We start from the raw sequence: 26,687 nt of genomic DNA, 5'->3' as shown, positions 1-26,687 counted from the left end.
GGATACTGGCGCGGTGACTGACCTCCCACCGCAGCGGATCGGGGACGTGGAGCGCGACCGCGCCGCCGACTACCTGCGTGAGCACATGAGCGTGGGGCGCCTCACCCAGGACGAGTTCGACGAGCGGGTGGGCGCGGCCCTGTCGGCCCGCACGGCCGCCGACCTGGAACCGCTGTTCAGTGACCTGCCCGCCCCGAAGCCGGGCCAGGACCTGGCCGTGCCCGGGAGCACGCCGTGGCCGGCCTACCAGCCGCCGGGAACTCCGACGGCGGCCCCGGCGGCCCTGGCGCCGATGCCGGACAACAAGCTGGCCAACGCCCTGGCCGCCGCCTCCGCGGTCGCCTGGGTCCTCTTCATCCTGAACTGGGCGGTCGGACCGGGACTCTGGTGGCTCGTCTTCCTCCCCATCCTCCTGTCCAGCCTCGCCGGGAAGCAGCGCCAGGAGCTGAACCGGCGCGAGGTCCTGTGGCGCAGGCAGCAGCACCCGACGTTGCCGCCCGGGTCACGTCCCGACGAGTCCCCGTCCTGATCGTCGGGTAAGGACTTTCCTCAGTTCTCCGTTTCAGGTGAACTCTTGACACGCCCGGGAACCGTTCGTAGGTTCGAGCAATGCCCTTCTCCCCCCGGCGGGCTCTGTCCGTCTCCGTCCTGTGCGCCGCGCTCTGCGCCTCAGCGCTTCCCGCGGCGACGGCCGCGCCCCGCCCGGCGCCCGACGCGATCGGCGACACCCTCGCGGCGATGACCCTGGAGCAGAAGGTCGGGCAGCTCTTCGTGCCGTACGTCACCGGTGGCACGGCCGACACCGTCTCGGCCGAGAACCGCGCCCGATTCGGGGTCGACACCCCTGCCCAGGCGGTGGCCAGGTTCCACCTCGGCGGGGTCATCTACTTCGCCTGGTCCGGCAACACCGACAACCCGGCCCAGATCGCCCGCCTCAGCAACGGCCTGCAGCGCGCGAACACCGCGGCAGGCAACCCCGTACCGCTCAGCGTGGCCACGGACCAGGAGACCGGCCTGGTCGCGCGGGTCGGCCCGCCGGCCACCGTCTTCCCCGGCGCGATGGCTCTGGGCGCGGCACGCGATCCCAAGCTGACCTACGACACGTACGAGATCACCGGCCGCGAGCTGCGGGCGATCGGCATCAACACCGACTACGCCCCGGACGCCGACGTGAACGTCAACCCGGCCAACCCCGTGATCGGTGTCCGGTCGTTCTCCTCGGATCCGAAGCTGGTGGCCAGGAACGTCTCCGCCGCGGTCAGCGGCCTGCAGGACCAGCAGGTCACCGCCACCGCGAAGCACTTCCCCGGGCACGGCGACACCGGCACCGACTCGCACTACGCGCTGCCCCTGATCGACCACACCCGGGCGGAGTGGGAGAAGATCGACGCCCCGCCCTTCCGTGCCGCGATCAAGGCCGGGGTGGACGCGATCATGACCGCCCACATCGTCTTCCCGGCGTTCGACGACTCCGGCGACCCCTCGACGCTCAGCCACAAGGTCCTCACCGGGGTGCTGCGCGACGAGCTGAAGTTCACCGGGGTGATCGCCACCGACTCGCTGCGGATGGAGGGCGTCCGGCAGAAGTACGACGACGCCGAGATCGCCATCCGCGCCGTCGAGGCCGGGGCCGACGTGCTGCTCGACCCGCAGCAGCCGGCGCTGCAGATCCAGGCGGTGATCGACGCCGTCCGCTCCGGGCGCCTGTCCGAGGACCGGATCGACACCAGCATCCGCCGGATCCTGATCATGAAGAGCAACCGCGGCGTGCTGGCGGACCCGCTGGTCGACGAGACCCGCGTCAGCTCGGTGGTCGGCAACCCACAGCACAGGTCGTGGGCGCAGGCGATCACCGACCGGACGACCACCCTGGTCACCGACGACGCGGACCTAGTGCCGCTGCCGGCCGAGAAGACGTTCGTCACCGGCTGGGGCACGACCCAGGTGCCGCAGCTGGCGGCCGGGCTGAAGCAACGCGGCTGGACGACGGACTCCCTGGTCACCGGCGCCACCCCGACGGCCACCACGATCGCATCCGCCGTGGCCAGAGCCGAGGCCTCCGACCAGGTCGTGGTCACCACCTCGGCCGCCTGGAACAGCACCGCCCAGCAACAGCTCGTGGCCGCCCTGCGGGCGACCGGCAAGCCGGTGCTGGTGGTCGCGCTGCGGGACGCGTACGACATCGGTCACCTGGACGGCGTGCAGAGCTACCTGGTCACGTACTCCTCGACCACGGTGGCCGTCGAGTCCGCGCTGCGGGTGATCACCGGGGAGAACAGGGCGCGCGGCAGGCTGCCGGTCGACATCCCCGATCCCGATCGGCCCGGCACCGTCCTGTTCCCGTTCGGCACCGGTCTGAAGAAGTGAGGCGATGATCATGAGCGGAACGATCGGACGCCGCGGTCTGCTGATCGGCGGCGGCGCTCTGGCCGCCACCCCGGTGATCGGTCACGCAGCAGCGGCGCAAGGGCGCCGACGACGGGTGCGCACCGGTGCCGACGTGGTGGCGGCGAAGGGATGGCGAGAGCTCCGCGGCCAACGGGTCGGCGTGATCACCAACCCCACCGGGGTCCTCAGCGATTCCTTGAACAGCATCGTCGACGCCATGGTCGCCGCCGGGGTCACGGTCGGTGGCGTGTTCGGACCCGAGCACGGGTTCCGCGGGGCGGCCCAGGCGGGCTCCTCGGAGGACACCTACGTCGACGAGCGGACCGGCGTCACGGTCTACGACGCGTACGGGGCCGACGCGACGACGTTCGCCCGCTTCTTCGCCGAGGCGAAGGTGCAGACCGTGGTCTTCGACATCCAGGACGTCGGCGCGCGGTTCTACACCTACATCTGGACCATGTACGACGCGCTGATCGCCGCCGGCCAGCTCGGGCTCCGGTTCGTGATCTTGGACCGGCCCAACCCGGTCGGCGGCCGGGCCCGGGGTCCGCTGCTGATCGACGGCTTCACCTCCGGCGTGGGCAAGGACAGGATCGTCCAGCAGCACGGGCTGACAGCTGGTGAGTTCGCCCGGTACGCCAACGGCGTGCTGCTGCCGGCGGCCGGGAAGAAGGCGGTGGCCGACCTCGATGTGATCAGGGTGGAGGGGTGGAAGACCGACGAGCTCTACGCCGACACCGGTCTGCCCTGGATCCTGCCCAGCCCCAACATGCCGACCCCGACGACGGCTCTCCTCTACCCCGGCACCTGCCTGTTCGAGGCGACCAACCTGTCGGAGGGCCGCGGCACCACCAAGCCGTTCGAGCTGGTCGGAGCACCGTACGTCGATCACCGCTGGGCCACGGACCTGGCCAAGGCGAAGCTGAAGGGAGTGGAGTTCCGCGAGGCCTACTTCACCCCGACCTTCTCCAAGCACGTCGGCGTGGTCTGCGGCGGCGTCCAGGTGCACGTCACCGACCCGTCCGCGGTCGACGCGATCGCCGTGGCCACGCAGATGATGGTCGCGCTGCGGGACCGTTACGACGACTTCGCCTGGCGCAGCGGGGACAACACGCCCGGACGGTGGATCGACCTGCTCACCGGCTCGAGCCGGTTCCGCACCCAGCTCGACGGTGGTGCCTCCGCGGCCAGCATCACCGCGGCCTGGAGAGCCGAGCTGGCCGCCTTCGACCGCCGTCGGCAGCCCTACCTGCTGTACCGGCGGGGTCGCTGATGCCGGGCAGCCGGCTCCTCGTCGTCGGACTGGCGGCGGCGATGGTGCTGGGGGCACCGACGACGGCGATGGCCGACAGTGGTTCCGGGGGAGCCACGGAAGGGCGGTTCGACCGTCCGCAGCCCGGGTTCGCCTCTCCGCGCACCGAGCTGCGGACGTCGACGCCGTCGCGGGTGGGCCTGGACCCAGCCCCGCTGGAGGCCGCCTGGCGGGCCATCGAGGGCTACACCGAGCCGCAGGCCACCGGACGCCCCCTCTACCCCGGCGCCGTGCTCAGCTACGGCCACCACGGCCGGGTGGTGCTGACCCGGGCCACCGGCTATTCCCGGCTGTACGCCGACGGTTCGGGCTCGGCGCTGCCCGAGGCCGACCGGATCCGGACCCGGACCGACGCGATCTACGACCTGGCGTCGGTGTCGAAGCTCTTCACGTCCATCGTGGTGATGCAGCAGGTCGAGGCCGGTCGGGTCGATTTGGACGCCCCGGTGACCCGCTACCTGCCCGAGTTCCGCGAGCACGGTGCGACGTCGCCGTACGACAAGAGCGGCGTGACCGTCCGCCAGCTGCTCACCCACACCTCTGGGCTCCCGGCCTTCCTGCCGCTGTGGCGCGACCATCCGGATCCGGCCTCCCGGCTGCGGGCGGCGGTGACCGCGGACCTGACCGCCGAGGCCGGAACTCGCTACCTGTACAGCGATCTGAACCTGATCACGCTCGGCGCGCTGGTCACCGCGGTGACCGGAAAGCCGCTCGACCGGCTGGTCGCCGACGGCATCACCCGGCCGCTGAGGATGCGGGACACCGGCTACAACCCGACGACGCGGGCCCCCCGGGAACGCATCGCCGCCACCGAGTTCCAAGCCGTCCCCGACCGGGGGATGGTGTGGGGCAAGGTGCACGACGAGAACGCCTGGTCGTTCGGCGGCGTGGCCGGTCACGCCGGGGTGTTCTCCACCGCCCGTGACCTCGGGGTGCTGGCCCAGACCATGCTCAACGGCGGCGCGTACGACGGGCACCGGATCCTGCGCTCCACGAGCGTGCAGCAGATGATCACCAACGAGAACACCGAGTTCGGCACCAACGCCCACGGTCTGGGCTTCGAGCTGGACCAGCGCTGGTACATGGGTGGTCTCAGCTCCCTGCGCACCGCGGGACACACCGGCTACACCGGCACGTCGCTGGTGATCGACTTCGCGTCACGGTCCTTCGTGATCCTGCTGACCAACCGGGTGCACCCCTCGCGGTCGTGGGGATCAGTCAACCCCGGCCGGGTGGCGGCGGCCCAGGGTCTGGCCGAGGCGTTGGCGGTGCGGCCGCGGGCCGGCCGGACCGCCTGGTTCTCCGGCACCGCGAACGCCCGGACGGCCACCGTGACCGTCCCGCTGCCCTCCTCCGCTCGGGCCCAGCGGCTGAGCTGGCAGCAGCTCACCGACACCGAGGCCAGCGATCCGCTCACCCTGCAGGTGTCAGCCGACGGCGGGACGACGTGGACCACCCTCCCGTACCGGCTGGGCGGCCAGGTCGTCGACGGACCGTACGCGGTCTCCGGCGTCCGCCGCTGGGAGCGCGCGGTCGCGGACGTCCCGGCGGGCAGCGCGGCCGTGCGCTGGACCTACGTCCAGGATGCCGCCCTGTCCGGCCGCGGGATCTACCTGGACGGCATCACCGTGCGGGACGGGCGTCGGGTCGTGGTCGACACGGAGCGGCACCCGACCCTGGTGCGGACCGACGGGTGGACACCCGCCACCCGCTGACCGGGGCATCACCGGTACCGGCTCAGGACTGCCGGTTCCACTCGGTGCGGACGAGACCGAGGACGTCGGCCAGCTCGGTCGAGGTCAGACGGGCGGCGGCCACGAACAGCTCCACCGCGCGCCGGACCTCCGGATCCGCCTGCTGCCCGGGCCGGACCCGTGTCCCGCGGGTGCGGCTGGAATCGAGGAGCCCCCCGGCCTCGAGCTCGGCGTAGGCGCGGGCGACGGTTCCCGGCGCCACCCCCAGGTCCCCGGCCAGCTGCCGGATGGAGGGCAGCCGGGTCCCGGGCGCGAGCGTCCCGGCTCGGATCTGGTCACGGACCTGGGCCTTGATCTGGTCGTAGGGCGGGACGGCGCTCTCGGGGTCGATCCGGATCGTCGCGTCCGGCGACTCGTCGCCGGGATGGTGTGCCGTCATCGGCGTGGCGGGGTCACCACGACCCCCGGCGCGCCGAGCACCGCCCGGGTCCGTAGCGACAGCAGGGCGGCGACCGCCGAGCCGGCGACGACGGCGGCCGCCAGCAGCCCGACCGCCCCGACCAGCGTCGTGGTCCAGCCGACACCGACCCACGGGGTCGGGGCCATGCCGTTGTCGGGCCCGGAGGTGCGCAAGATCGCGGAGCCGCCGATGACCAGGGTGGCGGCCGCGTAGCCGAGCAGCGAGGCGGTCGCGGTCCGGACGATCACGCTCGTGCTGATCCCGCGCCACCGTCGGTCGACCTCGCGCGAGGCCGGTGTCACCGAGCCCTGCACGATCGCCGGCGAGCTGGCCATCCGCCAGAGAGCGGCGTAGGTGGCAACGGCCAGCAGCACCGTGACACCGGCGAGCGGCAGGCCGTAGAAGCTGCCGGGGAACGGTGAGGACCGACTGGTCAGGTCGCCCTGGGTCAGACCGAACGCGCGCAGCCGGCCGGCGTCGTCCGGCTGCGCCAGCACCGCCCCGGCGAGGAGCACCAACAGGTAGGCCACGGCGACGACCAGCGGCAGCAGCAGGGTGCCTCGCCGGGCGAAGCTCCACGGCTCGCGACGCCGCAGTGAGGCGGACGCAGGTCCGGGCCGGGCGTCGCGCGGCTGCGTGACCGGCCAGGTCGCGTACGCCAGCAGGGCGACCGAGGTCGCCAGCCCGGGTGCCACCGCCACCGGCACGCCCAGGAGAGACGGCCAGAGACCGTTGGCCCAGAAGCCGGCGACCAGGGCGGCGCCCGTGCCGGCGAGGCAGGCGGCGAGGCGCCACCGGTTCAGCCGAAGGCTGCGGGCCACCGCATCCCGATCGACGTCGGCGTGGTCGACGGGCGTCGCCGGGTGGCTGAAGGCATCGAGCAGCAAGATCAGCGGGACCGCGCAGATGCCGAGCAGCACCAGCACAGCGACGACGGGAACTCCGAACACGTCCACCTCCAGGATCGCTTGTATCGAGTCATTGATACAGCCAGGTGCGGTTGTGTGTCAATCAGTCGATACAGGTGGTGGGAGCCGCCGGTCGCGACGAAGCGCTACCGGCTCGGTGGTGGGGGCGGCGGAGGCCCGGGCGGGGGTTCCTGCCGGCCGTCGGGGGCCTGCCCCTCGGCCGGCTGGTTCGGCGGAGCTGTCTGACCCTGCGGGGCGGGCTGACCCTGCGGGGTCGGCTGACTCGGTGGAACCGGCTGACTCGGTGCTACCGGCGGAGCCGCCGGCAGCCAGACACGAGACAGCAGGGGTGCCGACAGCTGCATCTCGCGCAGGGTCGGGCGGGAGCCGTAGTCGACGCCGGGGAAGCGACCGAACTGCTGGTCGAAGCCCGGCGGACGCTCTGCCGCAGCCCGGTCCAGCAGGATGAGGGCGTCCGCCGGAGTCGGGTACTGCAGCGAGTCGTCGCTGCCGGGGGGCAACGGACCGATGTAGCTCGCGCCCGGCGTGCCTCGCAGACCCGGCCGGAACCACAGGTGACCGGGCCGGCGGCGATCCCGCAGGGCGTGCGACCGCCAGGTCGTCACGGGGTGGCTCGACTGCCAGTTCGCGATGTGGACCCACAGTCCCTTCTCGTGGGCAGCGCGGTCGGCGAGCTCGTTGACGTTGACGTTCGCGTTGAGGTACTTGCCGGCGGCCAGCGTCGCCATCACACCGGGCGCCCCCGCGGGTGCGTGCAGGTAGCCGAAGTTGTCGGCGGTGTACTCCTGGCTCCGGGAGTACGCCGTGCCGAGCAGCGGCACCTGGGCCAGCAGGTTGGTGAACACCAGGCGGAGGTACGAGACGTGACCGGCGGCGATGTGGCCGACCTCGTGGCCGATCACGAAACGCAGCGCGTCGGGGTCGCGGACCGCGCCGCCCACCTCGAAGAGGTCGGAGTTGATGGCGACGAACCGGCGGAACCCGTGACCGGCGGCGAAGGCGTTGATCACCCCGTTGCCCAGCACCACGTACGCGTCCGGCACCCGGCGCAGCCCGAACTGGTGGGCGGACTCGGCGACCATCCGGTAGCCCTCGGGGAACTGGGTCGGGCTCATCCGCACGGACTGGACCCGGAGCTGGGCGTACATCAGGGCGCGGGCGATCCAGATCAGGAACGGCAGCGCCATCAGCAACGCAACCAGCTGGGCCACGACGGAGGCCTCCCCGATCGCGTTCTCGATCGAGGCGCCGCGGCCCGTGGTCACCAGCACGATCGCGTAGACCAGCAGCCCCGCCCAGGTCAGGTAGGCCAGGGTGGTGAACGACGCCCCGACGATCAGCAGCGGCAGCTCCCACGGGTGCCGCATCCGCATGTCGCCGCCGAAGCCGTGCACGGTGGCGCCGTTGGTCAGGGTGGGAGGGGCCGGCCGGTGCGGGTCGCCAGGGGTCGGCAGCCCTCCCGTGGGCAACGGGGTGGGGAGAGTCATGGTGGTGCGGGGACCTCGTGTCGTCGGCTCGCCGCCCGGGCTCCCCGGTGCGGTTCGACGAGCGTACGTCCCCGCCGGCGGGTCGCTGGTCGGTCCGCGCCGGCCGGACGTCAGGACGGCGCGGACAGCCTCCCGGTCGACGCGGGCGTCGTCCTAGGGTGAGCGACATGAACTCCGACGCGGACGTCAGATGGGGCATCGTCGGACCGGGGAGGATCGCCGCCAAGGTCGTCCAGGACTTCCCGTACGCGCCCGGAGCCGTGGCCGTGGCCGCCGCCTCCCGGTCGCCCGAGCGGGCGCAGGCGTTCTGCGACGACCACGACCTGGCGACCGCCTACGGGTCGTACCGCGAGATCATCGACGCCCCGGACGTCGACGCCCTCTACATCGCCACCCCGCACCCGCAGCACCACCGGATCGCCCTGGCCGCCCTGCGCGCCGGCAAGGCCGTCCTGGTGGAGAAGACCTTCACCGCCACGGTCGCCGGGGCCGAGGAGGTGGTGGCCACCGCCCAAGCCACCGGTGTCTTCGCCATGGAGGCGATGTGGACCCGTTTCCAGCCCGCGATCGTCGCCGCCCGCGCCCTGATCGAGAGCGGGGCGATCGGGGAGGTCCGTCAGCTCCAGGCCGACCTCGGGGTCGACCGCCCGTACGACGAGTCCGACCGCGCCTTCGACCCGGCGCAGGGTGGCGGCGCCCTGCTCGATCTCGGGGTCTACGTGGTCTCGCTCGCGCAGTACGTCCTGGGCACCCCGGACCACCTGGAGGTGACCGGCTCACTGGCGCCCTCCGGGGTGGACCGGGAGGTCGGGCTGCTGCTCGGCTACGACGACGGCCGCGCCGCGACGCTGCTCTGCACCCTGCGCCAGGCCACCCCGGGCGCGGCCCGGATCTTCGGCACCGAGGGCTTCATCGACATCCCGCCGCGCTTCCACCACCCCGACCGGATCGTCCTGCACCGCAACGGGGCGGAGCCCGAGGAGCTGGTCCGGCCGCCCCAGGGCGCCGGCTACTCCCACGAGCTCGTCGAGGTCAGCGCCTGCCTGCGGGAGGGCCGGACGGAGTCGAGCGTGATGCCGCTCGCCGACACCCTGGCCGTCCAGCGGATCCTCAACGAGGCCTCCGAGCGACTCGGGGTGTTCCACCGCGAGGACGCCGGGGTCGAGGTCTGACCACGACTGACGCCCCCTTTCGCACGCCGACGCCCCCTCTGCAGTGGGGGCGTCAGACAGCGAAAGGGGGCGTCAGCACAGGTAGGGCGGCGCCGGCGGGCGGGGTGGGGCGGGAGCGTCAGGTGGTGACGTAGCGGCGGCCCTCGAAGGCCCGCCCGAGGGTCACCTCGTCGGCGTACTCCAGGTCGCCGCCGACCGGCAGACCGCTGGCCAGCCGGCTGACCTTGACCCCCAACGGGATCAGCAGTCGGCTGAGGTAGGTGGCCGTGGCCTCGCCCTCGAGGTTGGGGTCGGTGGCCAGGATGACCTCGGTGACCACGCCGTCGGCCAACCGCTGGCAGAGCTCGCGGATGTTGAGGTCACCGGGTCCGATGCCGTCGATCGGGCTGATGGCGCCGCCGAGCACGTGGTAGCGGCCGCGGAACTCCCGGGTGCGTTCGACCGCGACGACGTCCTTGGACTCCTCGACCACGCAGATGATGGCGGGGTCGCGGCGGGGGTCCCGACAGACCCGGCACTGCGTCTCCTCGGAGACGTTGAAGCAGATCTCGCAGAACCTGACCGTGTCCTTGACCAGCTTCAAGGTGGCGGCCAGCCGGAGGACGTCCTCGGCGTCCGCCGCGAGGATGTGGAACGCCAGCCGCTGCGCGCTCTTGGGACCGATCCCGGGCAGCCGCCCGAGCTCGTCGATCAGGTCCTGGACCGGGCCCTCGTACACCTAGCTGTGCTCCTCGACCGGATTCGTCAGAACGGCAGTCCGCCGCCGCCGAGCCCACCGGCCAGCGGCCCGAGCTTGGCGGCCGTGACGGCCTGCACCTTGTTGTTGGCATCGCGGACCGCGGCGAGGACCAGATCGGCCAACGTCTCGGTGTCCTCGGGATCGACGGCCTCGGGCTTGATCAGCAGGCCGACCAGCTCGCCGGTCCCCAGCACCCGGGCCTCGACCAGATCGCCGCCGGCGGTTCCGGTGACCTCGGTCTCCGCGAGCTCCTGCTGAGCCTGCAGCAGCTGCTGCTGCATCGCCTGAGCCTGGGCCAGGAAACCGGACATGTCGCCATCGGACGGAAGCATCGCGCTCTCTTCGGGTGTAGGGCCGCTCGCGGAAAGGGGGTGGTGCCTGCCCAGCCTATGCGGCAGCGACGACGATGGCGGCGTCCGCGCGGGCAGGTGTCCCGGGGAAAGCGGTCAGCCGATCGGGGCGGGGCTCAGCGGAGGAACGAGAAGACCAGCACGGCGAGGCAGATCAGCAGCATCCCGGTGGCGTTCACGAACAGGTCGCGACCGAGGTCGCGGGCCCGCACGTGCATCGACACCGCGACCACGAAGTAGGCCACCAGCGCGATCGTGGTCGTCAGACCCAGGTACGGGATCCAGAGACCGGCGAGCAGCCCGAGGGCCGCCGCGAGCTTGAGCGGGCTCAGCCACCGCCAGAACCGGGGCGCGAAGTGCACGTTCCTGAGGCACTGGGCGATGAAGCCGACCGGCTCGAGGCACAGCCCGGCGTCGACCAGCTGGATGACGGCCAGCACGACGACCGGCCAGATCGGTTCGGGCAGCACAGCGACCTCCTCGCAAACGTCGATCGGATTCGTACCATACCGTATCGTATGTTCCGGGCTCTCGGGTGCCCGGAGACGCCCAGTCCCCCCACCGCTCAGTCGGTCGGAACGAGGGGCAGCAGCATCTCGTAGAGCCGGCGCAGGTCGTCGGCCGCCACCGGGGGCACCACGACGGCCGCACCGACCGCGAGCAGGTAGGGCAGCAGGGCCGACAGCCGCGCATCCGCGGCGGACGGCACCGCCCGCCCCCAGACCCGTTGCAGGGCGTCGATCCGCGCTGTGTCGATCCGTTGCTGGACCTCGCGGACCTCGGGTTCGGACGTCGACCAGGCACGGACGGCCACATCCAGCTCGGGGCGGTACAGGCCGGGGCCGTCGGAACGGATCAGCCCGGTCAGCGTCTCCAGCACGGCCGGCACCGTGGCGTCGTCGCCGACGCGGGCGATGGCGGAGTCCAGCGCGTCGACGCAGGAGGACTCGTAGTGCGCGAGCAGCTCCCGCTTGTAGCCGTCCGCGCCGGCGAAGTGATGATGGAACGACCCCTTGGACAGGCCGAGCCGGGCCGCGATCCGATCGATCCGTACGCCCGCGGCGCCCTCGCTCGCCAGCACCCGGAGGCCCTCGTCCAACCAACGGTCCCGGGTCGTGCTCACGGCGCGACCGTACCAGTCCGTATGGTCGAGACCGTTCCGGTCGAGCGGTCGACGGCGACGCTCAGAAGCCGTGCTTCTCCTCGCCGATGATCTCCGCGCCCAGCTGCCGGGCGAGCAGCTCGGTGTGGGACTCCTCCAGGTCCTCCACGTCGGAGTCGGTGATCGAGGCCGCCTCGTCGCGCAGGTCCTCGGCGCCGCCGCCCTGCGCTCCCCCGCCCTTCCGGGTCGGCCGGATGTGCTGCCGTGCCTGCTCGCGCCAGCGGGGATCCACCGCCGGCTTGGCCGCCTGAGGAGTCGCGTCCGGTGGCGTCCCGTCGCCCGGTCCGGGAGCGCCTGGACCCTCGGCGGACCCCACCGACCCGCCGGCCATCGAGGAGCCGGGCGACCCGGCGACTGCCGGCACCTCGGTCCACGCCGCCGACCGATCGAGCGGCGCGTTCTCGTACGGGTCGTCCGGCGGCTCGGAAGCCGAGGGCGGTGCACCCGGGCCGCTCCCCCGGTCCGCGGCGGCCGGACCGCTGCCGCCGCGCCCTCCCCCGGCGCGTCCGCCGGAGGTCACGCTCGGGTCGACGATGGCCTCGATCCGGAAGTCAACGCCCAGGGCCTCGGTCAGCGCCTCCCGGAGGATGTCCTCGCTGCCACCCTTGGCGAAGCTGTCGCGCGGTCCCACGCCGGCCATGGCCAGCACGAGCACGCCGTCGCGGACATCGGCGACCTGCGCGTTCTGGCTGAGCAGGATCCAGGTGAAACGGCGCCGGCCCTTCACCTCCTCCAGCACCTCCGGCCAGAGGCGACGGACGTCGGTCACAGTCAGACTCTGACGCCCGGCGGTCGGCGCTGTCGGTGGTTGGCGGTGCGGGCCGAGAGCCGTGTCGTCGGACTGGCCGCCGGCCGGCCCGTCCTGGGCGGCCCTGTTCGGAGTGACCTCGTCCGCGGCTGCCCTGTCCTGCGTGGCCCCGCTGCGCCCGGGCTCGGGCGTCGACGGCCGACTGTCCGGGTCGCCAGCGGTCTCGGGGTCGGGCGTCGGCTCACGCTGTGAGCTCGCCTCCACCTGGTCCGGCGCTGCCCCCTCCCGCGTCCCGCCGGTAGAGGTCCCGGCGGTCGCCGTACCGGCGGTCGGGATCACCGCGTCCGGGGTCGGGCGGGCCGCAGCCGTCTCGGCCGGGGCGGCGTTCTCTCCCCCGCGCGACGGCGGCGCCGCCGGCGCCGCCGGTCGCGAGGCCGGCCGGGCGGTCGGCAGCGACTCCGGAGCCGCCGTGGCGCCGACCGCTCCGGTCATGTCCAGGCGGCGCTCGATCCGGTCCAGGCGCGCGTGGATCCCGCGGTCGTCGACGTCGGCGCCGGGCAGCAGCACCCGGGCGCACATCAGCTCCAGGTGCAGCCGGGGAGCGGTGGTGCCGCGCATGTCGGTCAGTCCCTGGGCGATCACCTCGGCCGCCCGGGTCAGCTCCCCCGCCCCCAGGGCGGCGGCCTGGGAGGACAGCCGCTCGGCCTGGTCGGCGGCCACGTCCACCAGACCGGAGGTCAGGGCATCCGGCACGGCGGCCACGATGACGAGATCCCGCAGCCGGCGCAGCAGGTCCTCGGCGAACCGCTTGGGGTCCTGCCCGACCTCGATCACCTTGTCGACGCAGGCGAAGACGCCGCCCGCGTCACCGGCGGCGAAGGCATCGGCGAACTCGTCCAGGAGCGAGTCCGGTGTGTAGCCGAGCAGCGCCGCCGCCTGCCGGTAGCCGACCCCGTGCTCGTCGGCCCCGCCCAACAGCTGATCGAGCACCGAGAGGGAGTCGCGCACCGATCCCGCTCCGGCCCGGACGACCAGCGGCAGCACCGCCGGCTCGACGCTGATGCCCTCGGCGTCGCACAGGTGGGCGAGGTAGTCACCGAGCACCTTGGGCGGCACCAACCGGAACGGGTAGTGGTGGGTCCGCGACCGGATGGTGCCGATCACCTTGTCCGGCTCCGTGGTGGCGAAGACGAACTTCACGTGCGGCGGCGGCTCCTCGACCAGCTTGAGCAGGGCGTTGAAGCCCTGCGTGGTCACCATGTGCGCCTCGTCGACGATGTAGATCTTGTAGCGGCTCGACACCGGTGCGAAGAAGGCCCGCTCCCGCAGGTCGCGGGCGTCCTCGACGCCGCCGTGGCTGGCGGCGTCGATCTCGATCACGTCGATGCTGCCGGGACCGCCGCGAGCCAGCTCGACGCAGGACAGGCACTCCCCGCACGGCTCCGGTCGCGGACCGCGCTCGCAGTTGAGCGCCCGGGCCAGGATCCGGGCCGAGGTCGTCTTGCCGCAGCCGCGCGGACCGGAGAAGAGGTAGGCGTGGTTCACCCGGTTGTTGGCCAGCGCCCGCTGCAGGGGCTCGGTGACGTGCTCCTGGCCGATCACGGCGGCGAAGGTGTCCGGTCGGTAGCGACGGTAGAGGGCCAGCGGGGCGGCGGGTCCGCTCGGCGGCGGTGTGCCGGCCCGCGAGGCGGGAGCGGGCGGTCCGGACGCGTCGTCGGGCTCACCGAACAGGGCCTCGTCCTGGCTGAACTCGGGCAGGTCCGGTGGCGCGTCGCCGTCGTCGGGCACGTCCCAGCCGCCGGTCTCGGCCGTCTGCGACCCCGTCATGCCCTCACCCACGCCACGCACCCTATGCCCCACCGCCGACAGGCGGTTCCGGATCGGCCGGGGGCTCCCTGACCGCCGTACGACCGGTGGCGACGACCGCGGCCCGGTCCGACGCTCAGGCCGGCACCGCCGACCGGCGCCCGGTCCGGTGACCCCCGAGTCAGCTGCCGCGGGTCAGGTCCCAGATCGCCGCGGCCAGGGCGACGAGCAGGATGCCCAGCGACGTCAGCAGGGTGACCTCCAGACCGATCACCGGGTCGCCGTCCCCACGACCGAGCTGGTACGCCGTCACCAGCACCGCGGCCCCCAGCGCGCTGCCGATCCGCTGGCCGGTCTGGATCACCGCCCCGGCCGCCCCGCCCATCTGCGGTGGCACGGCGCTGAGCGAGAGGGTCTGGTTGGGCGAGATGACCGCGCCCCCGCCCAGGCCGGCGAGCAGCAGCGGGAAGGCCAGCATCCACCAGCGGAACTGGTCGGCGGCGTCGGGCAGCACCAGCCACAAGATGGCGAGACCGGACATCATCACGGCGATGGCGATCACGGTGATCCGCCGGTTCAGGCGGGCCACCAGCCGCCCCGCGATCGGCGACATGACCGCCGTGCCCACGGCGAAGGGCGTCACCAGCAGGCCGGCCTGGAGCGGGGAGTAGCCCAGACCCTCCTGCAGGAAGACCGACACCACCAGCAGCACCCCGGTGAAGCCGGTGAAGTAGAGCGTCCCGATCAGCACCCCGTTGGCGAACCCGCGGGTCCGGCGCAGCAGACCCAGATCCAGCAGCGGCGCCAGACCGGCCACCTGCTCCCGGCGCTCCCACCAGAAGAACAGCCCGAGGAACACCGGCACGGCCAGCAGCAGGTACAGCCACGGCCCCGCCCCGTCCTCCGACTCCACCACCGGCAGCAGGAGGCTGAACACCGCCGCTCCGAGCAGCACCGCCCCGACCACGTCGATGTGACGCTCGCCGGCCGTGCGCCCCCTGTCCGCCGGCCGGCCCGGGACCCAGCGCCAGATGAAGATCATCGCGACCAGACCGATCGGCACGTTGATGCCGAAGATGTAGCGCCAGCCGTTCTCCTGGCCGAACACCGCGATCAGCGCCCCGCCGAGGATCGGCCCGATGGCGCTCGCCACCCCCACGGTGGTGCCGAAGTAGCCGAAGGCGACCCCGCGCTCCTTGCCGCTGAACAGCTGCTGGATCAACCCGGAGCTCTGCGGGGTCAGCAGCCCGGCCGACATCCCCTGCAGCACCCGGGCGGCGATCACCAGGTTGGCGTCGGCGGCGAGCCCGGAGGCGGCGCTGCCGAGGATGAAGCCGGTCAGGCCGATCATCATCAGCGCCCGCCGCCCGTACACGTCACCCAAGCGGCCGCCCGCGACAAGCGTCAGGCCGAACGCGAGGGCGTAGCCGGACACCACCCACTGGATCGTCGAGGTCGTGGTCCCCAGTCCCGACTGCATCGAGGGGATGGCGACGTTGACGATGGTCACGTCCAGCAACGCCATGAACCCGACGGCCAGCGTCACTCCCAGGATGCGCCAGCGGACCGGGCTGGGCTGCGTGGAGGTCTCGTCGGTGGGCACGGCGCGATTCTGCCCCGCGGGTCGCTCCAGATGCTCCCCGTCCCAGCCGACAGGGAGGACACAGCATCGGTGGCGACAATGGGGTGGGTGGTGACGAGACGACAGTTCCTGTACGGCTCCTCCGGTCTCGCCCTGGCCACGGTGGCCGGCTGCGCCGCCGACCAGACGGACCCGACCACGGCTCCGCGTCCGTCGCCGACCGGCGCGTCCGGCGGCACCGCATCCCCCAGCACCGGCAGCGCGTCCCCCAGCCCGAGCGCCCGCCGTACGCCGACCCCCTCCCCGAGCCCGACGGGCGCCCCGACACCCGAGCTGGCCGGCACCGTGGCCACCGACCTCGACGTGCCGTGGGGGCTGGTCTTCCTGGCCGGCGGCGACGCCCTGGTCTCCGAGCGCAACTCCGCGAAGATCATCCGAGTCACCGGGAGGGGGAAGAAGACCACCCTGGGCGAGGTGTCCGGGGTGGTCCCGCCGACCGGCATCGGCGAGGGCGGACTGCTCGGCCTCGCCACCGCCCCCGGCGACGAGGAGACGCTCTTCGTCTACTACACGACCGGGTCCGACAACCGGGTCGGGCGGGTCAGCCTGGCCGGCGGCAAGGTCGGCAGGCCGAAGACGGTGCTGACCGACATCCCGACCAGCACCCACCACCACGGTGGTCGGCTGCTGTTCGACGACGACGGGATGCTGCTGGTGTCCACCGGCGACGCCGAGCAGTCCTCGCTGGCCCAGGACAGGCGGTCGCTGGCCGGGAAGATCCTGCGGATCCGTCCCGACGGTCGCGCCGCGCCGGGCAACCCGTACGACAACCGCACCTGGTCGTACGGGCACCGCAACGTGGAGGGTCTCGCGTTCGACGCCGCCGGCCGGCTGTGGGCGACCGAGTTCGGCGACAAGGAGGCCGACGAGCTGAACCTGATCCGCAGGGGCAGGAACTACGGCTGGCCCGAGGTCGAGGGGACGTCGGACCGCGATGGTCTGACCGACCCGAAGGCGACCTGGTCGCCGACCAGCAGCTGCTCGCCCGCCGGCCTGGCCATCGCCCGGTCGACGGCCTTCGTCGGCGCTCTGCAGGGTCGGTGCCTGTTCGCGGTGCCTCTGGACGGCACCGGGGCCGGCAAGCCGAAGGCGTACTTCGCCGGTGACCACGGCCGGATCCGCAACGCGGTCGCCGCACCCGACGGCTCGCTGTGGATCACCACGTCGAACACCGACGGCCGGATCGACCCGGGTGCCGACGACGACAAGATCCTCCGCGTGACCGTCTGACCAGCCGGCGGTTCCTTTCGCCGCGTCCGCCGGTGACAGGATGACGGCATGACCTCTCAGCGGATCCTGTTCATCGGCGGCAGCGGCGTCATCAGCGCCTCCAGCGTGCAGCTGGCGGTGGCGCAGGGACACCACGTGACCGTGATGAACCGGGGCCAGAGCAGCTCCCGCGACCTGCCCGAGGAGGTCGAGACCCTGGTCGCCGACGCCACCGACGCCGCCGCGGTGGCAGCCGCGATCGGTGACCGGGAGTTCGACACCGTGGCCCAGTTCCGCGCGTTCCTGCCCGACCACGTCGCCTCCGACATCGAGCTGTTCTCCGGCCGGGTCGGTCAGTACGTGTTCATCAGCTCCGCGTCGGCGTACCAGAAGCCGCCGACCCGGGTGCCGGTGACGGAGTCGACGCCGCTGCGCAACCCGTTCTGGCAGTACTCCCGGGACAAGATCGCCGGTGAGGACCTGCTGGTCGCGGCCTACCGGGACTCCGGCTTCCCGGCCACGATCGTGCGGCCCTCGCACACGTACGACAAGACGCTGCTGCCCACCATGGGGCACTGGACCGACGTGGCGCGGATGCGGGCCGGCAAGCCGGTGGTGGTGCACGGCGACGGCACGACCCAGTGGACCCTGACCCACGCCGACGACTTCGCGGTGGCGTTCGTCGGGCTGTTCGGCCACCCCGCCGCGATCGGTGAGGACTTCACCATCACCGGCACCCACGCCCCGACCTGGAACCAGATCTACACCTGGCTCGGGAAGGCGGCTGGGGTCGAGCCGGAGCTCGTGCACGTGGCCAGCGAGACCATCGCCCGGGTCGCCCCGGACCTGGGTCCCGGCCTGGTCGGCGACAAGGCGCACTCGATGGTGTTCGACTGCAGCAAGGTGTCCGCCCTGGTCCCGGCGTTCCGGACCACGATCGAGTACCACGACGCCGCGCACGAGCAGATCGCCTGGTTCGACGCCAATCCCTCAGCCCAGCAGATCGACGAGGAGCAGGACGCGCTCTTCGACCGGCTGGTGAAGGGCGCGCGGGCGTTCTGAGGCGCCGGGTGCGATGACCGCCTCGACGAAGGTGACGGAAAGGTGCCTCTCACGGGCGACACGCCGAGCCACGAGCCGCTCGTCGGCCCGTGAGTGGCAGGTTTCCGTCAATCTCCCCGGTAGCCCCGGTGGCTGAGATCCGGATCGGCATCTCGGGTTGGACCTATCCGCCGTGGCGCGGCACGTTCTACCCACCGAAGCTGCCGCAGAAGCGCGAGCTGGCGTACGCGGCCTCCCGCCTCGGCTCGATCGAGGTCAACGGGACCTTCTACGGCCTGCTCAAGCCGGACGCGTTCCGGACCTGGGTCGCCGAGACCCCTGACGACTTCGTCTTCGCCGTCAAGGGCAGCCGGTTCATCACGCACATGAAGAAGCTGGCCGACGCGGACACCACGCTGGCCAACTTCTTCGCCTCGGGTGTGCTGGCGCTCGGGAATCGGCTCGGGCCCTTCCTGTGGCAGCTGCCACCGACCATGGCCTTCGACGCCGACCGGCTGACGGACTTCTTCCGCCACCTGCCGCGCACGCACGGCGAGGTCGCCGAGCTGGCGGCCCGGCACGACCACCGGATCACGGCCGACCGGGCCCTGCTGACCACCGACCACCCGGACCACCCGGTTCGGCACGCCCTCGAGGTGCGACACGACAGCTTCCGTACGCCCGCGTTGACCGACCTCCTCCGGACACACGACATCGCCCTGGTCTGGGCCGACAACCCCGGCACCTGGCCGGTGCTGGACGCGAGCACGACCGACTTCCGCTACGTGCGGCTGCACGGCGACACCGAGCTGTACGCCAGCGGCTACAGCGGCGAGGCGCTCGATCAGTGGGCGACGAGGATCAGCGGCTGGGCCGCCACCGGCCAGGACGTGAACGTCTACTGCGACAACGACGCGAAGGTGCGGGCGCCGTACGACGCCATGGGTCTGATGGACCGGCTCGGCCTGGCCAAACCGGCTCCCTGAACAGGCCGCCACCGGAACGTAAGAGTCCCCCGCGCACCCGACAGAGCTCACTTACCCTTGCTGTCTTCCGACCCTGGGGGAGTTGGGTGAGGTATCGCCACGCGGGGGACCGGCGACCAGTGTACAGATCGGCCGAGGTGCTCCCGGCCGCCCGCAGCGGGCGAGACTCAGGCGATGACCCTGGACCCTTGGTCGGTGATCGCGTGCGCGTCCTCGTCGTCGAACCAGACGCCACCGTCGGCCAGGTAGCGGAAGGCGATCTCCTCGCCCGCCGGCACGGCGACGGTGACGCTGCGGGTGCCGTTGCTGCGCTTGACCAGCTTGTGCTTGCCGGGCGTCCAGTCGTTGAAGGTGCCGACCGCGGAGACGGGGCCGGTGTGCGCGTCGTCCGGCAGGACGAACTGGATCTTGGTGGTGCTGCCCTTGGTGGTGATCTTCAAAGCCATGTCGGTAACTCCGTGTGTGCGATCTCGGTCGATCTGTCGGGGCGCTCCCGCAGGAACGCACCGCAGAGGCTAGGGAGCCGTTGCTACGGGCGTGTGACGAAACGCGGCTTCGTGGCGGATCTCACGCCGCTCCTGGTCAGGCCCGATCGGTCTCGTACGAGGGCTCGGCCGGCTCCGCGGCCGGAGCCTCGACCACATCCGTCGGACGGGAGACGATCGGGGCCACGATCACCGCCACGACGCAGAAGATCAGCGGGAGGGCGAAGGCCAGGTTCAGACCGACCCAGCCGGCCACCACCCCGACCAGGGCCGGTCCGGCCAGCTGGCCGACGTAGCCGGCCCCCACCACCCGGGACAAGATGATGCTCTGGTGGGTCGCGCTGATGTTGCCGGCGGCGGTGAACAGCTGCGGCACCACACCCGCCAGGCCAAGGCCGAAGACGGCCCAGCCGACCAGGGTCAGACCGAAGGCCGGCGAGACCATCACGACCCCGATGCCGACCGCGGCGGCCAGCGACCCGTACCGCACCACGAACGCGGGCCCGAACCGACCGGCGATCCGGTCGACGGTGAGCCGACCCACGGTCATGGCCACGGCGAACGTCGCGTACGCCAACGCGGCGGCCGACGTGGGCTGGTCGAGGTGCTCGACGGCGTGCAGCGCGCTCCAGTCGTTGGCCACCCCCTCGGCCAGCATCAGCAGGAAGGCGAGGACCCCGAAGCCGATCACCCGGCGTCGGACGCTGCCGTCGCGAGCCGGCCCGGCGGACTCGGCCGACCGGCCGGAGGCGACCTCCAGCGGCGCCGGCTCCGGCGCCAGCAGCAGCCGTACGCAGACCACCCCACCGATCGCGGCAGCGATCGAGGCGATCAGCACGGCCGCACTCACGGGGTAGCCGAGTCCGAGGGCGGCGGCACCGATCAGGGCACCGGTGGCCCCGCCGACCGACCAGAAGGCGTGGAAGGCGGACATGATCGGCCGGCCGTAGCCGCGCTCCACGATCACCGCCTGGTCGTTCATGGACACGTCGACCGCGCCGTTGGCCAGGCCGAAGATCAACAGCGCCAGACCGAGGGTGACGGTGCCGGTCGTGTGCACGGGCAAGTTGACCGCGAGCACGTAGAGCGCCAGGGCGGCGCCGGTGACGACCTTGCTGCCCCACCGGGTGATCGCGTACCCGGCGATCTGCATGCCGATCACCCCACCGGCGCCGAGCACCAGGAGCAGTAGACCGAGGGTGGCGTGCGAGACACCGGTGCGCTGCTGGACGGCGGGGATGCTGACCAGCCAGGCGGCCATCCCGAGGCCGACGACGAAGAAGATCCCGAAGACGCCGAACCGCGCCCGGCGCAGTCGTGCCGAGACCGGGGCGGCGGTGGCGGGTGCTGACGGGCTCACGGGGTCTCTCCTGCGGTGTCGGTGTCGGTGTCGGTGTCGCTGTCGGTGGTGACGAGGCGGGCGATGGCTGTGGTGACCACGTGACCGCCCTGCGACTCCGTGTCCAGGGCGCGATGCAGCGTGAGGCCCTCGATCAGGGCGTCGAGCATCCGAGCCGTGGCCGGGTCGAAGTGCCGTTCGAGCGCCGCGCGGCTGCGACCCATCCAGGCGTTGGTGATGTCGCGGTAGGAGGCGTCTCGGGCGGCCAGGGTGTAGAGCTCCTGGGTGAGCACCAGCTCGCGCTGGTCACTGAGGATGTCGCCCTCGACCGCCTCGGTGATCGCGGCGACGGCCGCGTCGCGATCGGCCGCCGCCGCCATCCGCACCGCGAACCGGTCACTGAAGGCGTTCGCGAACCGGTTGAAGGCCTCGTGCAGCAGCTCGCTCATGCCGCTGAAGTGGTAGGTCATCGAGCCGAGCGGCACGTCGGCGGCCTCGGCCACCCTCCGGTGCGACACCCCGGCCACCCCCACATCGGCGATGACGTCGAGGCAGGCGTCGATGATCCGGTCGCGCCGGTGGGGGTCGTACCGCCGAGCCGGGTGCTCGACTGCCTCTGTCGTCATGCGTACGATCGTACGCTCAGTGTACGACTGTACGCAACGTGGCCCAGGTCATACGGGCCACCGACGGTTTCGCGCCTCCGTGCCGATCCGGGTAAGGTTCCGCGCGGAGGATTCGCCTAGAGGCCTATGGCGCTCGCTTGGAAAGCGGGTTGGGTTTACGCCCTCACGAGTTCGAATCTCGTATCCTCCGCGGTTGTAGGCAAGGAAGAACGCCGCGCGCCCGATTCGGGCTGCGCGGCGTTTCTCGGCTCTGGGTCTCAATCTGGGTCTCAACTCGGCTGATTCTGCGCCCGGATCAGTCCGTCGACGAGCTGGGGGACGGAGCGTCAGGACGGTCGCGGCGGTTCATGCTGAGTTATGGACGGACCAGCTTTGGAGCAAGTTCATGGTTCGCGGCATTCAGGGGCACCTCACGGTCGAGCGAGGGTCTGCAGGGTCGCACGTTGAGCGACCGGCTAGCGGTCAGGCAGAAGCGCACGCCAGCCGTCTCACACCCTGCGCTCAACCACCGGTCGCTGCGACGTGCGCCCCAGATACTCAGACGGGGTGTTCGAGGTTCCACAAGGCCCGGTAGTAGGTGGTTCGTTTCGGGTCGGGTGCGATGCCGTAGGCGTTGAGGAACGGTAGTTCCCAGCCCGGTCCGTAGTTCCATTCCGTGCTCCAGGTCGCGACCGCGAGATCTGCCCATCGGTCGGCCAGTCCCAGGTTGCCCAAATCGACGTGGCCCACGAAGTCGCCGTTGGCTTCGATCAGGGTGTTGGGTACGCAGGCGTCACCTTGACACACGACGAGCCGGTCGACGGGCGGCACGGACGGCAGCTGGTCGCCGTCGCGGCCAGGAATTGCCGCCAAGCGGGTAGCCGCGGACCAGTCGAAGGGACAGGTGCGAACGGGTAAGGAGTCGTGGAGGGATCGCAGGCCGGAGCCGGCCGCCCGCACCGCCTGAGCTGGCCGTGACTTCCATCGGTCGGTGATCGCGGTTTCGCCGCGGAGTTCGGCTGTGAGCAGGTAGGTGCCGTCGGTGGTCTCGGCGTAGTCAAGAACGTGGGGAACAGCAGCGAAGTCGGCGGCCCATCGCAGCCGTTCCCTTTCAGCAGTCAGGCTGTTGGGCGATCCGGTGGGAGCCCACTTCGCGAACTGTCTCAGTCCGGGAACCTCGATGCGAAAGGTCACCCCGCCATCGCCGTTGACCCATATGGGCACGACTGGGTGTCCGGCGCTGATCTGCCGTATGACTGCCGGGACTGGCACGTCATCACCTGCGAAGCTGCTGATCGTCACGACTCAATCCTCCTTCGAGAGCCGCAGAGCCGGAGTCGCCGATGGCGGACCGGCATCCGTACACCATGGGTTAGCCGACCGTCGTCTCATAAGCAGCGCTCAACCACCCTCAATCGGGCGCATCGAGTGTTGCGATCAGAGCGCCAGCTGCAAGGCGGTTCTCCTGTGGCGCCGTGCCCTTGCGCCAGAATCACTGCGCTGAGCGGGCGGCTTCCTCCACGCGCTGGTGATGTGTCTGCCAAAAGGCGGGATCGCTCGCAGGCAGGCTCGCGTCGTCCTTCTCCATGCCGACGGCGCCGTCGATCAGCTCGCGGACGATGTCGGCGTGACCGGCGTGGCGCTGGGTATCGGAAACCACGCGGACGAGCGCGTGGTGCAGGCTCACAGCGTTGTCATCGGCTGGCCACCATGGCACGGCGCCGACACTGTCGAGCGGGAGCTCGTCCAACGTGGCGTCAGCGAGAGTCCAGGCCTGGCGGTAGCCGTCGATCACACTGGCCCGCGACTGGCGTGACCCACAGATCACTGCTGGGCTCGACGCCGCCAAGCCAGGGGAGTTTGAGGCCTGACGGGCGCCCGAAGGAGTCGGCGAGGTAGCCGGACTCGACGTACGTGGCGTGCTCCAGCCAGCAGGTTGGTCCCGGTCGGTGTCATGGGCCGACGGGCGTCGTACTCGGAGAGTCCATCGAGCTTCCACAGCATGGCGTCGCGCGCTGACTGGAGTACCAGCGCAACTCGGTCTTGTGATCGGTCATGGCGCAGAGTCTTCTCGCTCGCATTCTCGCCACCTCCGAATTTCAAGCTGGTGAGACGTCGGACTCTCGATTGAGGTATTTGCCTATGTAGGTCCCGTAGGCCGACCGTTCTACGGAGACGTTGAGGCGGGCGGCTCGATAGGGTCACCGGGTGGACGACCGATCAGCTGGCTGGCGCGCGGACCGCATCGGGTCAGCCTTGCGCGGGACGAACCCGACGGTGATGGCAAAGCTGCCGGGTGCCTTCGCAGTCATAGGCGACGTGCAGTGGCTACCGGGTTACTGGGTGCTGTTGGTCGATCGGCCAGGCGTCGGCGGCCTCACCGACCTCGACCCTGACGAGCGTCAGCAGTACCTGGTCAGCATGGACATCCTCGGTGAAGCTGTCGAGTCCGCTTGTCGCGGCGTAGACGACAGGTTCCGACGCCTCAACCTCGACATCTTGGGCAACACAGACGAGTTGCGGGAGGCGGCGCTCCACTCGGCGGCCGCCGCCGATGCCGTCACTGGGTCGTCGGGCCAGCCGGCGTGCTCTCTAAGCCGGCTCAGTCCAAGGTCGCGGGCAAGCCGTCCGCCGCCGTACCAGACCGGCCGCTCACCCCTGACTGTCGGTCGTTCGGCGACGAAGTAGCCGGTGATGACGTCGTGGGTGCCTTCGGCGTACCGGGGCCGGACGAGCAAGCCCGACTTCACACGCTTCTGATACGCAAAGTGTGGATTTTGTCGCGCCCCGGACACGAATGATGTAGATGTGCGTCATGCACAACGCTGAGGTCGAGCGCCGCGATGCTACCGACGGTCCAGTGAGCCGCACCGACTTCACCAGCTTCTTGCTTGGAAACATGGTGGAGCGGTGCTGATGGCGAGTGAGGCTGAGCTCGAAGAAGTATTTCGGCTAGCTGAAGCCGCCAGCATCAGCGGGATCGTCGCCGACGTCGGCGACCGCCTAGCCAGCAGCTGGCTGGCGGTGTCCAGGTTCCGGGAAGTCCAGGCCCTGACAGACCGCTCCTTACAGGTTCAGACAAGCCCCTCGACGCTGCTCTACGCCGGCCGAGCGTTCAGTGCCACCGGTAACCCGACCGCCGCCCTCACCTACCACCAGCAGGCCCTCACCCTCTCCCAGAAGGTTGGCGACCGCGCCAGCGAAGCCGCCGCCTTTAACAACATCGGCGGCATCCACGGCAACCGCGGCGAGCTGCCGGCCGCCCTCACCCACCACCAGCAGGCCCTCACCCTCTGCCGCGAGGTCGGCGACCGCGCCGGCGAAGCTGCCACCTTGAACAACATCGGCGGCATCCACTACTACCGCGGGGAGCTGCCGGCCGCCCTCACCCACTACCAGCGAACCCTCACCATCCGCCAAGAGGTCGGCGACCGCGCCGGCGAAGCCACCACCTTGAACAACATCGGCGGCGTCCACCACAGCCGCGGCGACCTCCCGGCCGCCCTCACCCATTACCAGCAGGCCCTCACGATCCGCCAAGAGGTCGGTGACCGCGCCGGCGAAGCCACCACCTTGAGCAACATCGGCAGCGTCCACCACGACCGCGGCGACCTCCCGGCCGCCCTCACCCACTATCAACAGGCCCTCCCCTTCTTCCGCGAGACCGGCGACCGCGCCGGCGAAGCCACCACCTTGAACAACATCGGCGGCATCCACCAGGGCCGCGGCGACCTCCCGGCCGCCCTCACCCACTACCGGCAGGCCCTCACCCTTCACCGCGAGGTCGGCGACCGCGCCGGCGAAGCCACCACCTTGAACAACATCGGCAGCATCCACCACGACCGCGGCGACCTCCCGGCCGCCCTCACCCACCTTCAGCAGGCCCTCACCCTTCACCGCGAGGTCGGCGACCGCGCCGGCGAAGCCACCACCTTGAACAACATCGGCAGCATCCACCGCCGGCGCGGCGAGTTGCCCGCCGCCCTTACCCACTACCGGCAGGCCCTCACTCTCCACCAGAGGACCGGCAACCGCGCCGGCGAGGCCACCACCCGCTACAACATCGCCATGGTCAACCGGGCAGACGGGAACCTCACCGCAGCCGTCACCGAGCTCGAACACGTCGTCACCATCGACCAAGCCATCCAGCACCCCGACCTCGCCAACGACACCGCCACACTGAACCAAGTCCAAGCCGAGCTACGGGCTCAACTACCGTCCGCCACCAGCAACGAGACCGAGGACTGACTATGGACATCTGCCGCTGCGAGGTCTTCGACGCCAACGGCACGAACCCTCGGCTGCGCTGGTGGTCGGCGACCGACGCGCCAGTGCAGGAACGTCGCCTGGACCGAGCCGAGATGGAAGCATGGGCCGCGAGAGTCGAGAGCGACTACCAGACACTCGCACCAGACCTAACGGGTCTCGGCGACAGTCTCTACCAATGGCTCGATGGCCCCACGCAGCGGTGGCTGGAAGCAGCCCGGAGCAGGCAGCAGCCCATTGCGCTCTACATCGACGTGCAGGAACGCCTGCGCGGACTGCCATGGGAGTTGATCTTCGCCGATGCGTTCCTTTCAGTGCACCCGGCACGGCCGGTCATTCCAGTCAGAGCGGCGTCGCCGCGTGATGGCTCCGGCAAACGGGCACCCCAGAACCGTCCACTACGAGTGCTGTTCATGGCCTCCTCCCCCGACGGAGTCAAACCTGTTCTCGACTTCGAACGGGAGGAGTCTGAGATCCTTGCCGCCGCCCCGGGCCGGGTCGAGGTAGTCGTCGAGGAAAGCGGGTCCGTAGCCGGCCTCGCCGAGCGGCTCGACTGGTTCGGCCCCGACTACTTCGACGTCCTACACCTCAGCGGCCACAGCACCGTCGGTCCAGCAGGCCCACAGTTCGTCATGGAAGACGACGCCGGACTCCGGTCCGACGCCGCAGCCAGTGACATCGCAGCAGCCGTCGGCGGAAACTGGCCACGGCTGGTGTTCGTGTCCGGATGCTCCACCGGACAGTCCCCCGAGTCAGGACTAGTTGCATCCATGGCCGAGTCCCTCGTCGACGCCGGCGCCCCCGCCGTCCTGGGCTGGGCCCTCCCAGTAGGCGACCAGTCCGCCAGCCAGCTGGCCTCATCTCTCT

26 protein-coding genes, 1 tRNA gene and 1 other RNA gene are annotated in these 26,687 nt (G+C 71.2%); 12 read left to right on the top strand and 16 right to left on the bottom strand.

The window, feature by feature from the left end; all coding sequences use genetic code 11:
• Positions 1-13: 13 nt before the first annotated feature.
• The 4 genes from ABD714_RS22470 to ABD714_RS22455 all read left to right on the top strand — a co-directional run bounded on the left by ABD714_RS22470 (position 14) and on the right by ABD714_RS22455 (position 5,415).
• Entirely contained in the window at positions 14-529 is a 516-nt protein-coding gene (locus ABD714_RS22470; RefSeq protein WP_344814697.1) for a DUF1707 SHOCT-like domain-containing protein, read from the top strand.
• A gap of 80 nt (positions 530-609) precedes the next feature.
• Entirely contained in the window at positions 610-2,367 is a 1,758-nt protein-coding gene (locus ABD714_RS22465) for a glycoside hydrolase family 3 protein (protein ID WP_344814696.1), read from the top strand.
• Between the two features lie 10 nt (positions 2,368-2,377).
• Positions 2,378-3,661, top strand: a complete 1,284-nt coding sequence (locus ABD714_RS22460; RefSeq protein ID WP_344814695.1) for an exo-beta-N-acetylmuramidase NamZ family protein — start codon at positions 2,378-2,380, stop codon at positions 3,659-3,661.
• A complete protein-coding gene (locus ABD714_RS22455) occupies positions 3,661-5,415 on the top strand; it encodes a serine hydrolase domain-containing protein (RefSeq protein ID WP_344814694.1) in 1,755 nt (584 codons plus the stop codon). Before ABD714_RS22460 ends, ABD714_RS22455 begins: the two co-directional genes overlap by 1 nt.
• Before the next feature lie 22 nt (positions 5,416-5,437).
• Here ABD714_RS22455 and ABD714_RS22450 read toward each other — a convergent pair whose 3' ends face one another.
• The 3 genes from ABD714_RS22450 to ABD714_RS22440 form a co-directional block, all read right to left on the bottom strand.
• Entirely contained in the window at positions 5,438-5,833 is a 396-nt protein-coding gene (locus ABD714_RS22450) for a GntR family transcriptional regulator (RefSeq protein WP_344814693.1), read from the bottom strand.
• Positions 5,830-6,804, bottom strand: a complete 975-nt coding sequence (locus ABD714_RS22445) for a hypothetical protein (protein WP_344814692.1) — start codon at positions 6,802-6,804, stop codon at positions 5,830-5,832. The genes ABD714_RS22450 and ABD714_RS22445 overlap by 4 nt, the downstream gene beginning before the upstream one ends.
• 104 nt (positions 6,805-6,908) lie before the next feature.
• The gene (locus tag ABD714_RS22440) at positions 6,909-8,270 is read right to left on the bottom strand and encodes a M48 family metallopeptidase (protein ID WP_344814691.1); all 1,362 of its coding nucleotides are present in this window, start codon (positions 8,268-8,270) and stop codon (positions 6,909-6,911) included.
• 167 nt (positions 8,271-8,437) lie between these two features.
• On the opposite strand from ABD714_RS22440, the gene ABD714_RS22435 reads away from it, so the two are divergent.
• Complete coding sequence (locus ABD714_RS22435; protein ID WP_344814690.1) at positions 8,438-9,442, top strand: Gfo/Idh/MocA family protein; 1,005 nt, start codon at positions 8,438-8,440, stop codon at positions 9,440-9,442.
• Positions 9,443-9,560: 118 nt separating this feature from the next.
• Here ABD714_RS22435 and recR read toward each other — a convergent pair whose 3' ends face one another.
• The 6 genes from recR to ABD714_RS22405 form a co-directional block, all read right to left on the bottom strand.
• On the bottom strand, positions 9,561-10,160 hold the full coding sequence (gene recR, locus ABD714_RS22430; RefSeq protein ID WP_344814689.1) for a recombination mediator RecR: 600 nt from the start codon (positions 10,158-10,160) through the stop codon (positions 9,561-9,563).
• 26 nt (positions 10,161-10,186) lie between these two features.
• Positions 10,187-10,513 (bottom strand): YbaB/EbfC family nucleoid-associated protein, encoded by a 327-nt coding sequence (locus ABD714_RS22425; RefSeq protein WP_344814688.1) that lies wholly within the window; start codon positions 10,511-10,513, stop codon positions 10,187-10,189.
• A 134-nt stretch (positions 10,514-10,647) separates the two neighbouring features.
• Positions 10,648-11,001 carry a DoxX family protein gene (locus ABD714_RS22420; protein ID WP_344814687.1) on the bottom strand — a complete coding sequence of 118 codons (354 nt, stop codon included), beginning with the start codon at positions 10,999-11,001 and terminating at the stop codon, positions 10,648-10,650.
• A gap of 95 nt (positions 11,002-11,096) precedes the next feature.
• Complete coding sequence (locus ABD714_RS22415) at positions 11,097-11,654, bottom strand: TetR/AcrR family transcriptional regulator (protein ID WP_344814686.1); 558 nt, start codon at positions 11,652-11,654, stop codon at positions 11,097-11,099.
• A gap of 61 nt (positions 11,655-11,715) precedes the next feature.
• Positions 11,716-14,280 (bottom strand): DNA polymerase III subunit gamma and tau, encoded by a 2,565-nt coding sequence (locus tag ABD714_RS22410; protein ID WP_425562444.1) that lies wholly within the window; start codon positions 14,278-14,280, stop codon positions 11,716-11,718.
• A gap of 148 nt (positions 14,281-14,428) precedes the next feature.
• On the bottom strand, positions 14,429-15,850 hold the full coding sequence (locus ABD714_RS22405) for an MFS transporter (RefSeq protein WP_344814685.1): 1,422 nt from the start codon (positions 15,848-15,850) through the stop codon (positions 14,429-14,431).
• Positions 15,851-15,937: 87 nt separating this feature from the next.
• Here ABD714_RS22405 and ABD714_RS22400 point away from each other — a divergent pair, with 87 nt between their 5' ends.
• The 3 genes from ABD714_RS22400 to ABD714_RS22390 all read left to right on the top strand — a co-directional run bounded on the left by ABD714_RS22400 (position 15,938) and on the right by ABD714_RS22390 (position 19,125).
• On the top strand, positions 15,938-17,119 hold the full coding sequence (locus tag ABD714_RS22400; protein ID WP_344814684.1) for a PQQ-dependent sugar dehydrogenase: 1,182 nt from the start codon (positions 15,938-15,940) through the stop codon (positions 17,117-17,119).
• Positions 17,120-17,167: 48 nt separating this feature from the next.
• Positions 17,168-18,160: an NAD-dependent epimerase/dehydratase family protein gene (locus ABD714_RS22395; protein WP_344814683.1), complete on the top strand. Its 993-nt coding sequence runs from the start codon at positions 17,168-17,170 to the stop codon at positions 18,158-18,160.
• 128 nt (positions 18,161-18,288) lie between these two features.
• A complete protein-coding gene (locus tag ABD714_RS22390) occupies positions 18,289-19,125 on the top strand; it encodes a DUF72 domain-containing protein (protein WP_344814682.1) in 837 nt (278 codons plus the stop codon).
• Positions 19,126-19,142: 17 nt separating this feature from the next.
• Here ABD714_RS22390 and ffs read toward each other — a convergent pair.
• From ffs to ABD714_RS22370, 4 genes are all read right to left on the bottom strand, one after another.
• An RNA gene (gene ffs, locus ABD714_RS22385) (signal recognition particle sRNA small type) lies at positions 19,143-19,239 on the bottom strand.
• A 53-nt stretch (positions 19,240-19,292) separates the two neighbouring features.
• The gene (locus ABD714_RS22380; RefSeq protein ID WP_344814681.1) at positions 19,293-19,571 is read right to left on the bottom strand and encodes an isoamylase early set domain-containing protein; all 279 of its coding nucleotides are present in this window, start codon (positions 19,569-19,571) and stop codon (positions 19,293-19,295) included.
• A 136-nt stretch (positions 19,572-19,707) separates the two neighbouring features.
• Entirely contained in the window at positions 19,708-20,970 is a 1,263-nt protein-coding gene (locus ABD714_RS22375; protein WP_344814680.1) for an MFS transporter, read from the bottom strand.
• The gene (locus tag ABD714_RS22370) at positions 20,967-21,575 is read right to left on the bottom strand and encodes a TetR/AcrR family transcriptional regulator (protein ID WP_344814679.1); all 609 of its coding nucleotides are present in this window, start codon (positions 21,573-21,575) and stop codon (positions 20,967-20,969) included. Before ABD714_RS22370 ends, ABD714_RS22375 begins: the two co-directional genes overlap by 4 nt.
• A 105-nt stretch (positions 21,576-21,680) precedes the next feature.
• On the opposite strand from ABD714_RS22370, the gene ABD714_RS22365 reads away from it, so the two are divergent.
• Positions 21,681-21,765, top strand: a tRNA-Ser gene (locus ABD714_RS22365).
• Positions 21,766-22,112: 347 nt separating this feature from the next.
• Here ABD714_RS22365 and ABD714_RS22360 read toward each other — a convergent pair.
• The 3 genes from ABD714_RS22360 to ABD714_RS22350 all read right to left on the bottom strand — a co-directional run bounded on the left by ABD714_RS22360 (position 22,113) and on the right by ABD714_RS22350 (position 23,558).
• A complete protein-coding gene (locus ABD714_RS22360) occupies positions 22,113-22,856 on the bottom strand; it encodes a phosphotransferase (protein WP_344814678.1) in 744 nt (247 codons plus the stop codon).
• Between the two features lie 190 nt (positions 22,857-23,046).
• On the bottom strand, positions 23,047-23,349 hold the full coding sequence (locus ABD714_RS22355; protein WP_344814677.1) for a mycothiol transferase: 303 nt from the start codon (positions 23,347-23,349) through the stop codon (positions 23,047-23,049).
• 29 nt (positions 23,350-23,378) lie between these two features.
• On the bottom strand, positions 23,379-23,558 hold the full coding sequence (locus ABD714_RS22350) for a mycothiol transferase (RefSeq protein ID WP_344814676.1): 180 nt from the start codon (positions 23,556-23,558) through the stop codon (positions 23,379-23,381).
• A gap of 204 nt (positions 23,559-23,762) precedes the next feature.
• On the opposite strand from ABD714_RS22350, the gene ABD714_RS22345 reads away from it, so the two are divergent.
• The 3 genes from ABD714_RS22345 to ABD714_RS22335 all read left to right on the top strand — a co-directional run.
• Entirely contained in the window at positions 23,763-24,242 is a 480-nt protein-coding gene (locus ABD714_RS22345; protein WP_344814675.1) for a hypothetical protein, read from the top strand.
• 228 nt (positions 24,243-24,470) lie between these two features.
• The gene (locus tag ABD714_RS22340; protein ID WP_344814674.1) at positions 24,471-25,802 is read left to right on the top strand and encodes a tetratricopeptide repeat protein; all 1,332 of its coding nucleotides are present in this window, start codon (positions 24,471-24,473) and stop codon (positions 25,800-25,802) included.
• A gap of 2 nt (positions 25,803-25,804) precedes the next feature.
• The coding region (locus ABD714_RS22335) for a CHAT domain-containing protein (RefSeq protein WP_344814673.1) at positions 25,805-26,687 on the top strand (883 nt) is incomplete at its 3' end.

Origin of the sequence: Microlunatus aurantiacus, from assembly GCF_039536605.1 — a bacterium.
Lineage (GTDB): Bacteria > Actinomycetota > Actinomycetes > Propionibacteriales > Propionibacteriaceae > Microlunatus > Microlunatus aurantiacus.
Note: the sequence above shows the minus strand (reverse complement) of the source record. Positions and strands in the feature narration are given on the sequence as shown.

Bases quoted from the DNA above. Each gene is read 5' to 3' on its own strand.
- ABD714_RS22380 (WP_344814681.1), bottom strand. From the start codon at position 19,571: ATGGCTTTGAAGATCACCACCAAGGGCAGCACCACCAAGATCCAGTTC.
- ABD714_RS22435 (WP_344814690.1), top strand. From the start codon at position 8,438: ATGAACTCCGACGCGGACGTCAGATGGGGCATCGTCGGACCGGGGAGG.
- ABD714_RS22465 (WP_344814696.1), top strand. From the start codon at position 610: ATGCCCTTCTCCCCCCGGCGGGCTCTGTCCGTCTCCGTCCTGTGCGCC.
- ABD714_RS22340 (WP_344814674.1), top strand. From the start codon at position 24,471: ATGGCGAGTGAGGCTGAGCTCGAAGAAGTATTTCGGCTAGCTGAAGCC.
- ABD714_RS22395 (WP_344814683.1), top strand. From the start codon at position 17,168: ATGACCTCTCAGCGGATCCTGTTCATCGGCGGCAGCGGCGTCATCAGC.
- ABD714_RS22450 (WP_344814693.1), bottom strand. From the start codon at position 5,833: ATGACGGCACACCATCCCGGCGACGAGTCGCCGGACGCGACGATCCGG.
- ABD714_RS22460 (WP_344814695.1), top strand. From the start codon at position 2,378: ATGAGCGGAACGATCGGACGCCGCGGTCTGCTGATCGGCGGCGGCGCT.
- ABD714_RS22350 (WP_344814676.1), bottom strand. From the start codon at position 23,558: ATGCTGTGGAAGCTCGATGGACTCTCCGAGTACGACGCCCGTCGGCCC.
- ABD714_RS22370 (WP_344814679.1), bottom strand. From the start codon at position 21,575: ATGACGACAGAGGCAGTCGAGCACCCGGCTCGGCGGTACGACCCCCAC.
- ABD714_RS22440 (WP_344814691.1), bottom strand. From the start codon at position 8,270: ATGACTCTCCCCACCCCGTTGCCCACGGGAGGGCTGCCGACCCCTGGC.
- ABD714_RS22425 (WP_344814688.1), bottom strand. From the start codon at position 10,513: ATGCTTCCGTCCGATGGCGACATGTCCGGTTTCCTGGCCCAGGCTCAG.
- ABD714_RS22455 (WP_344814694.1), top strand. From the start codon at position 3,661: ATGCCGGGCAGCCGGCTCCTCGTCGTCGGACTGGCGGCGGCGATGGTG.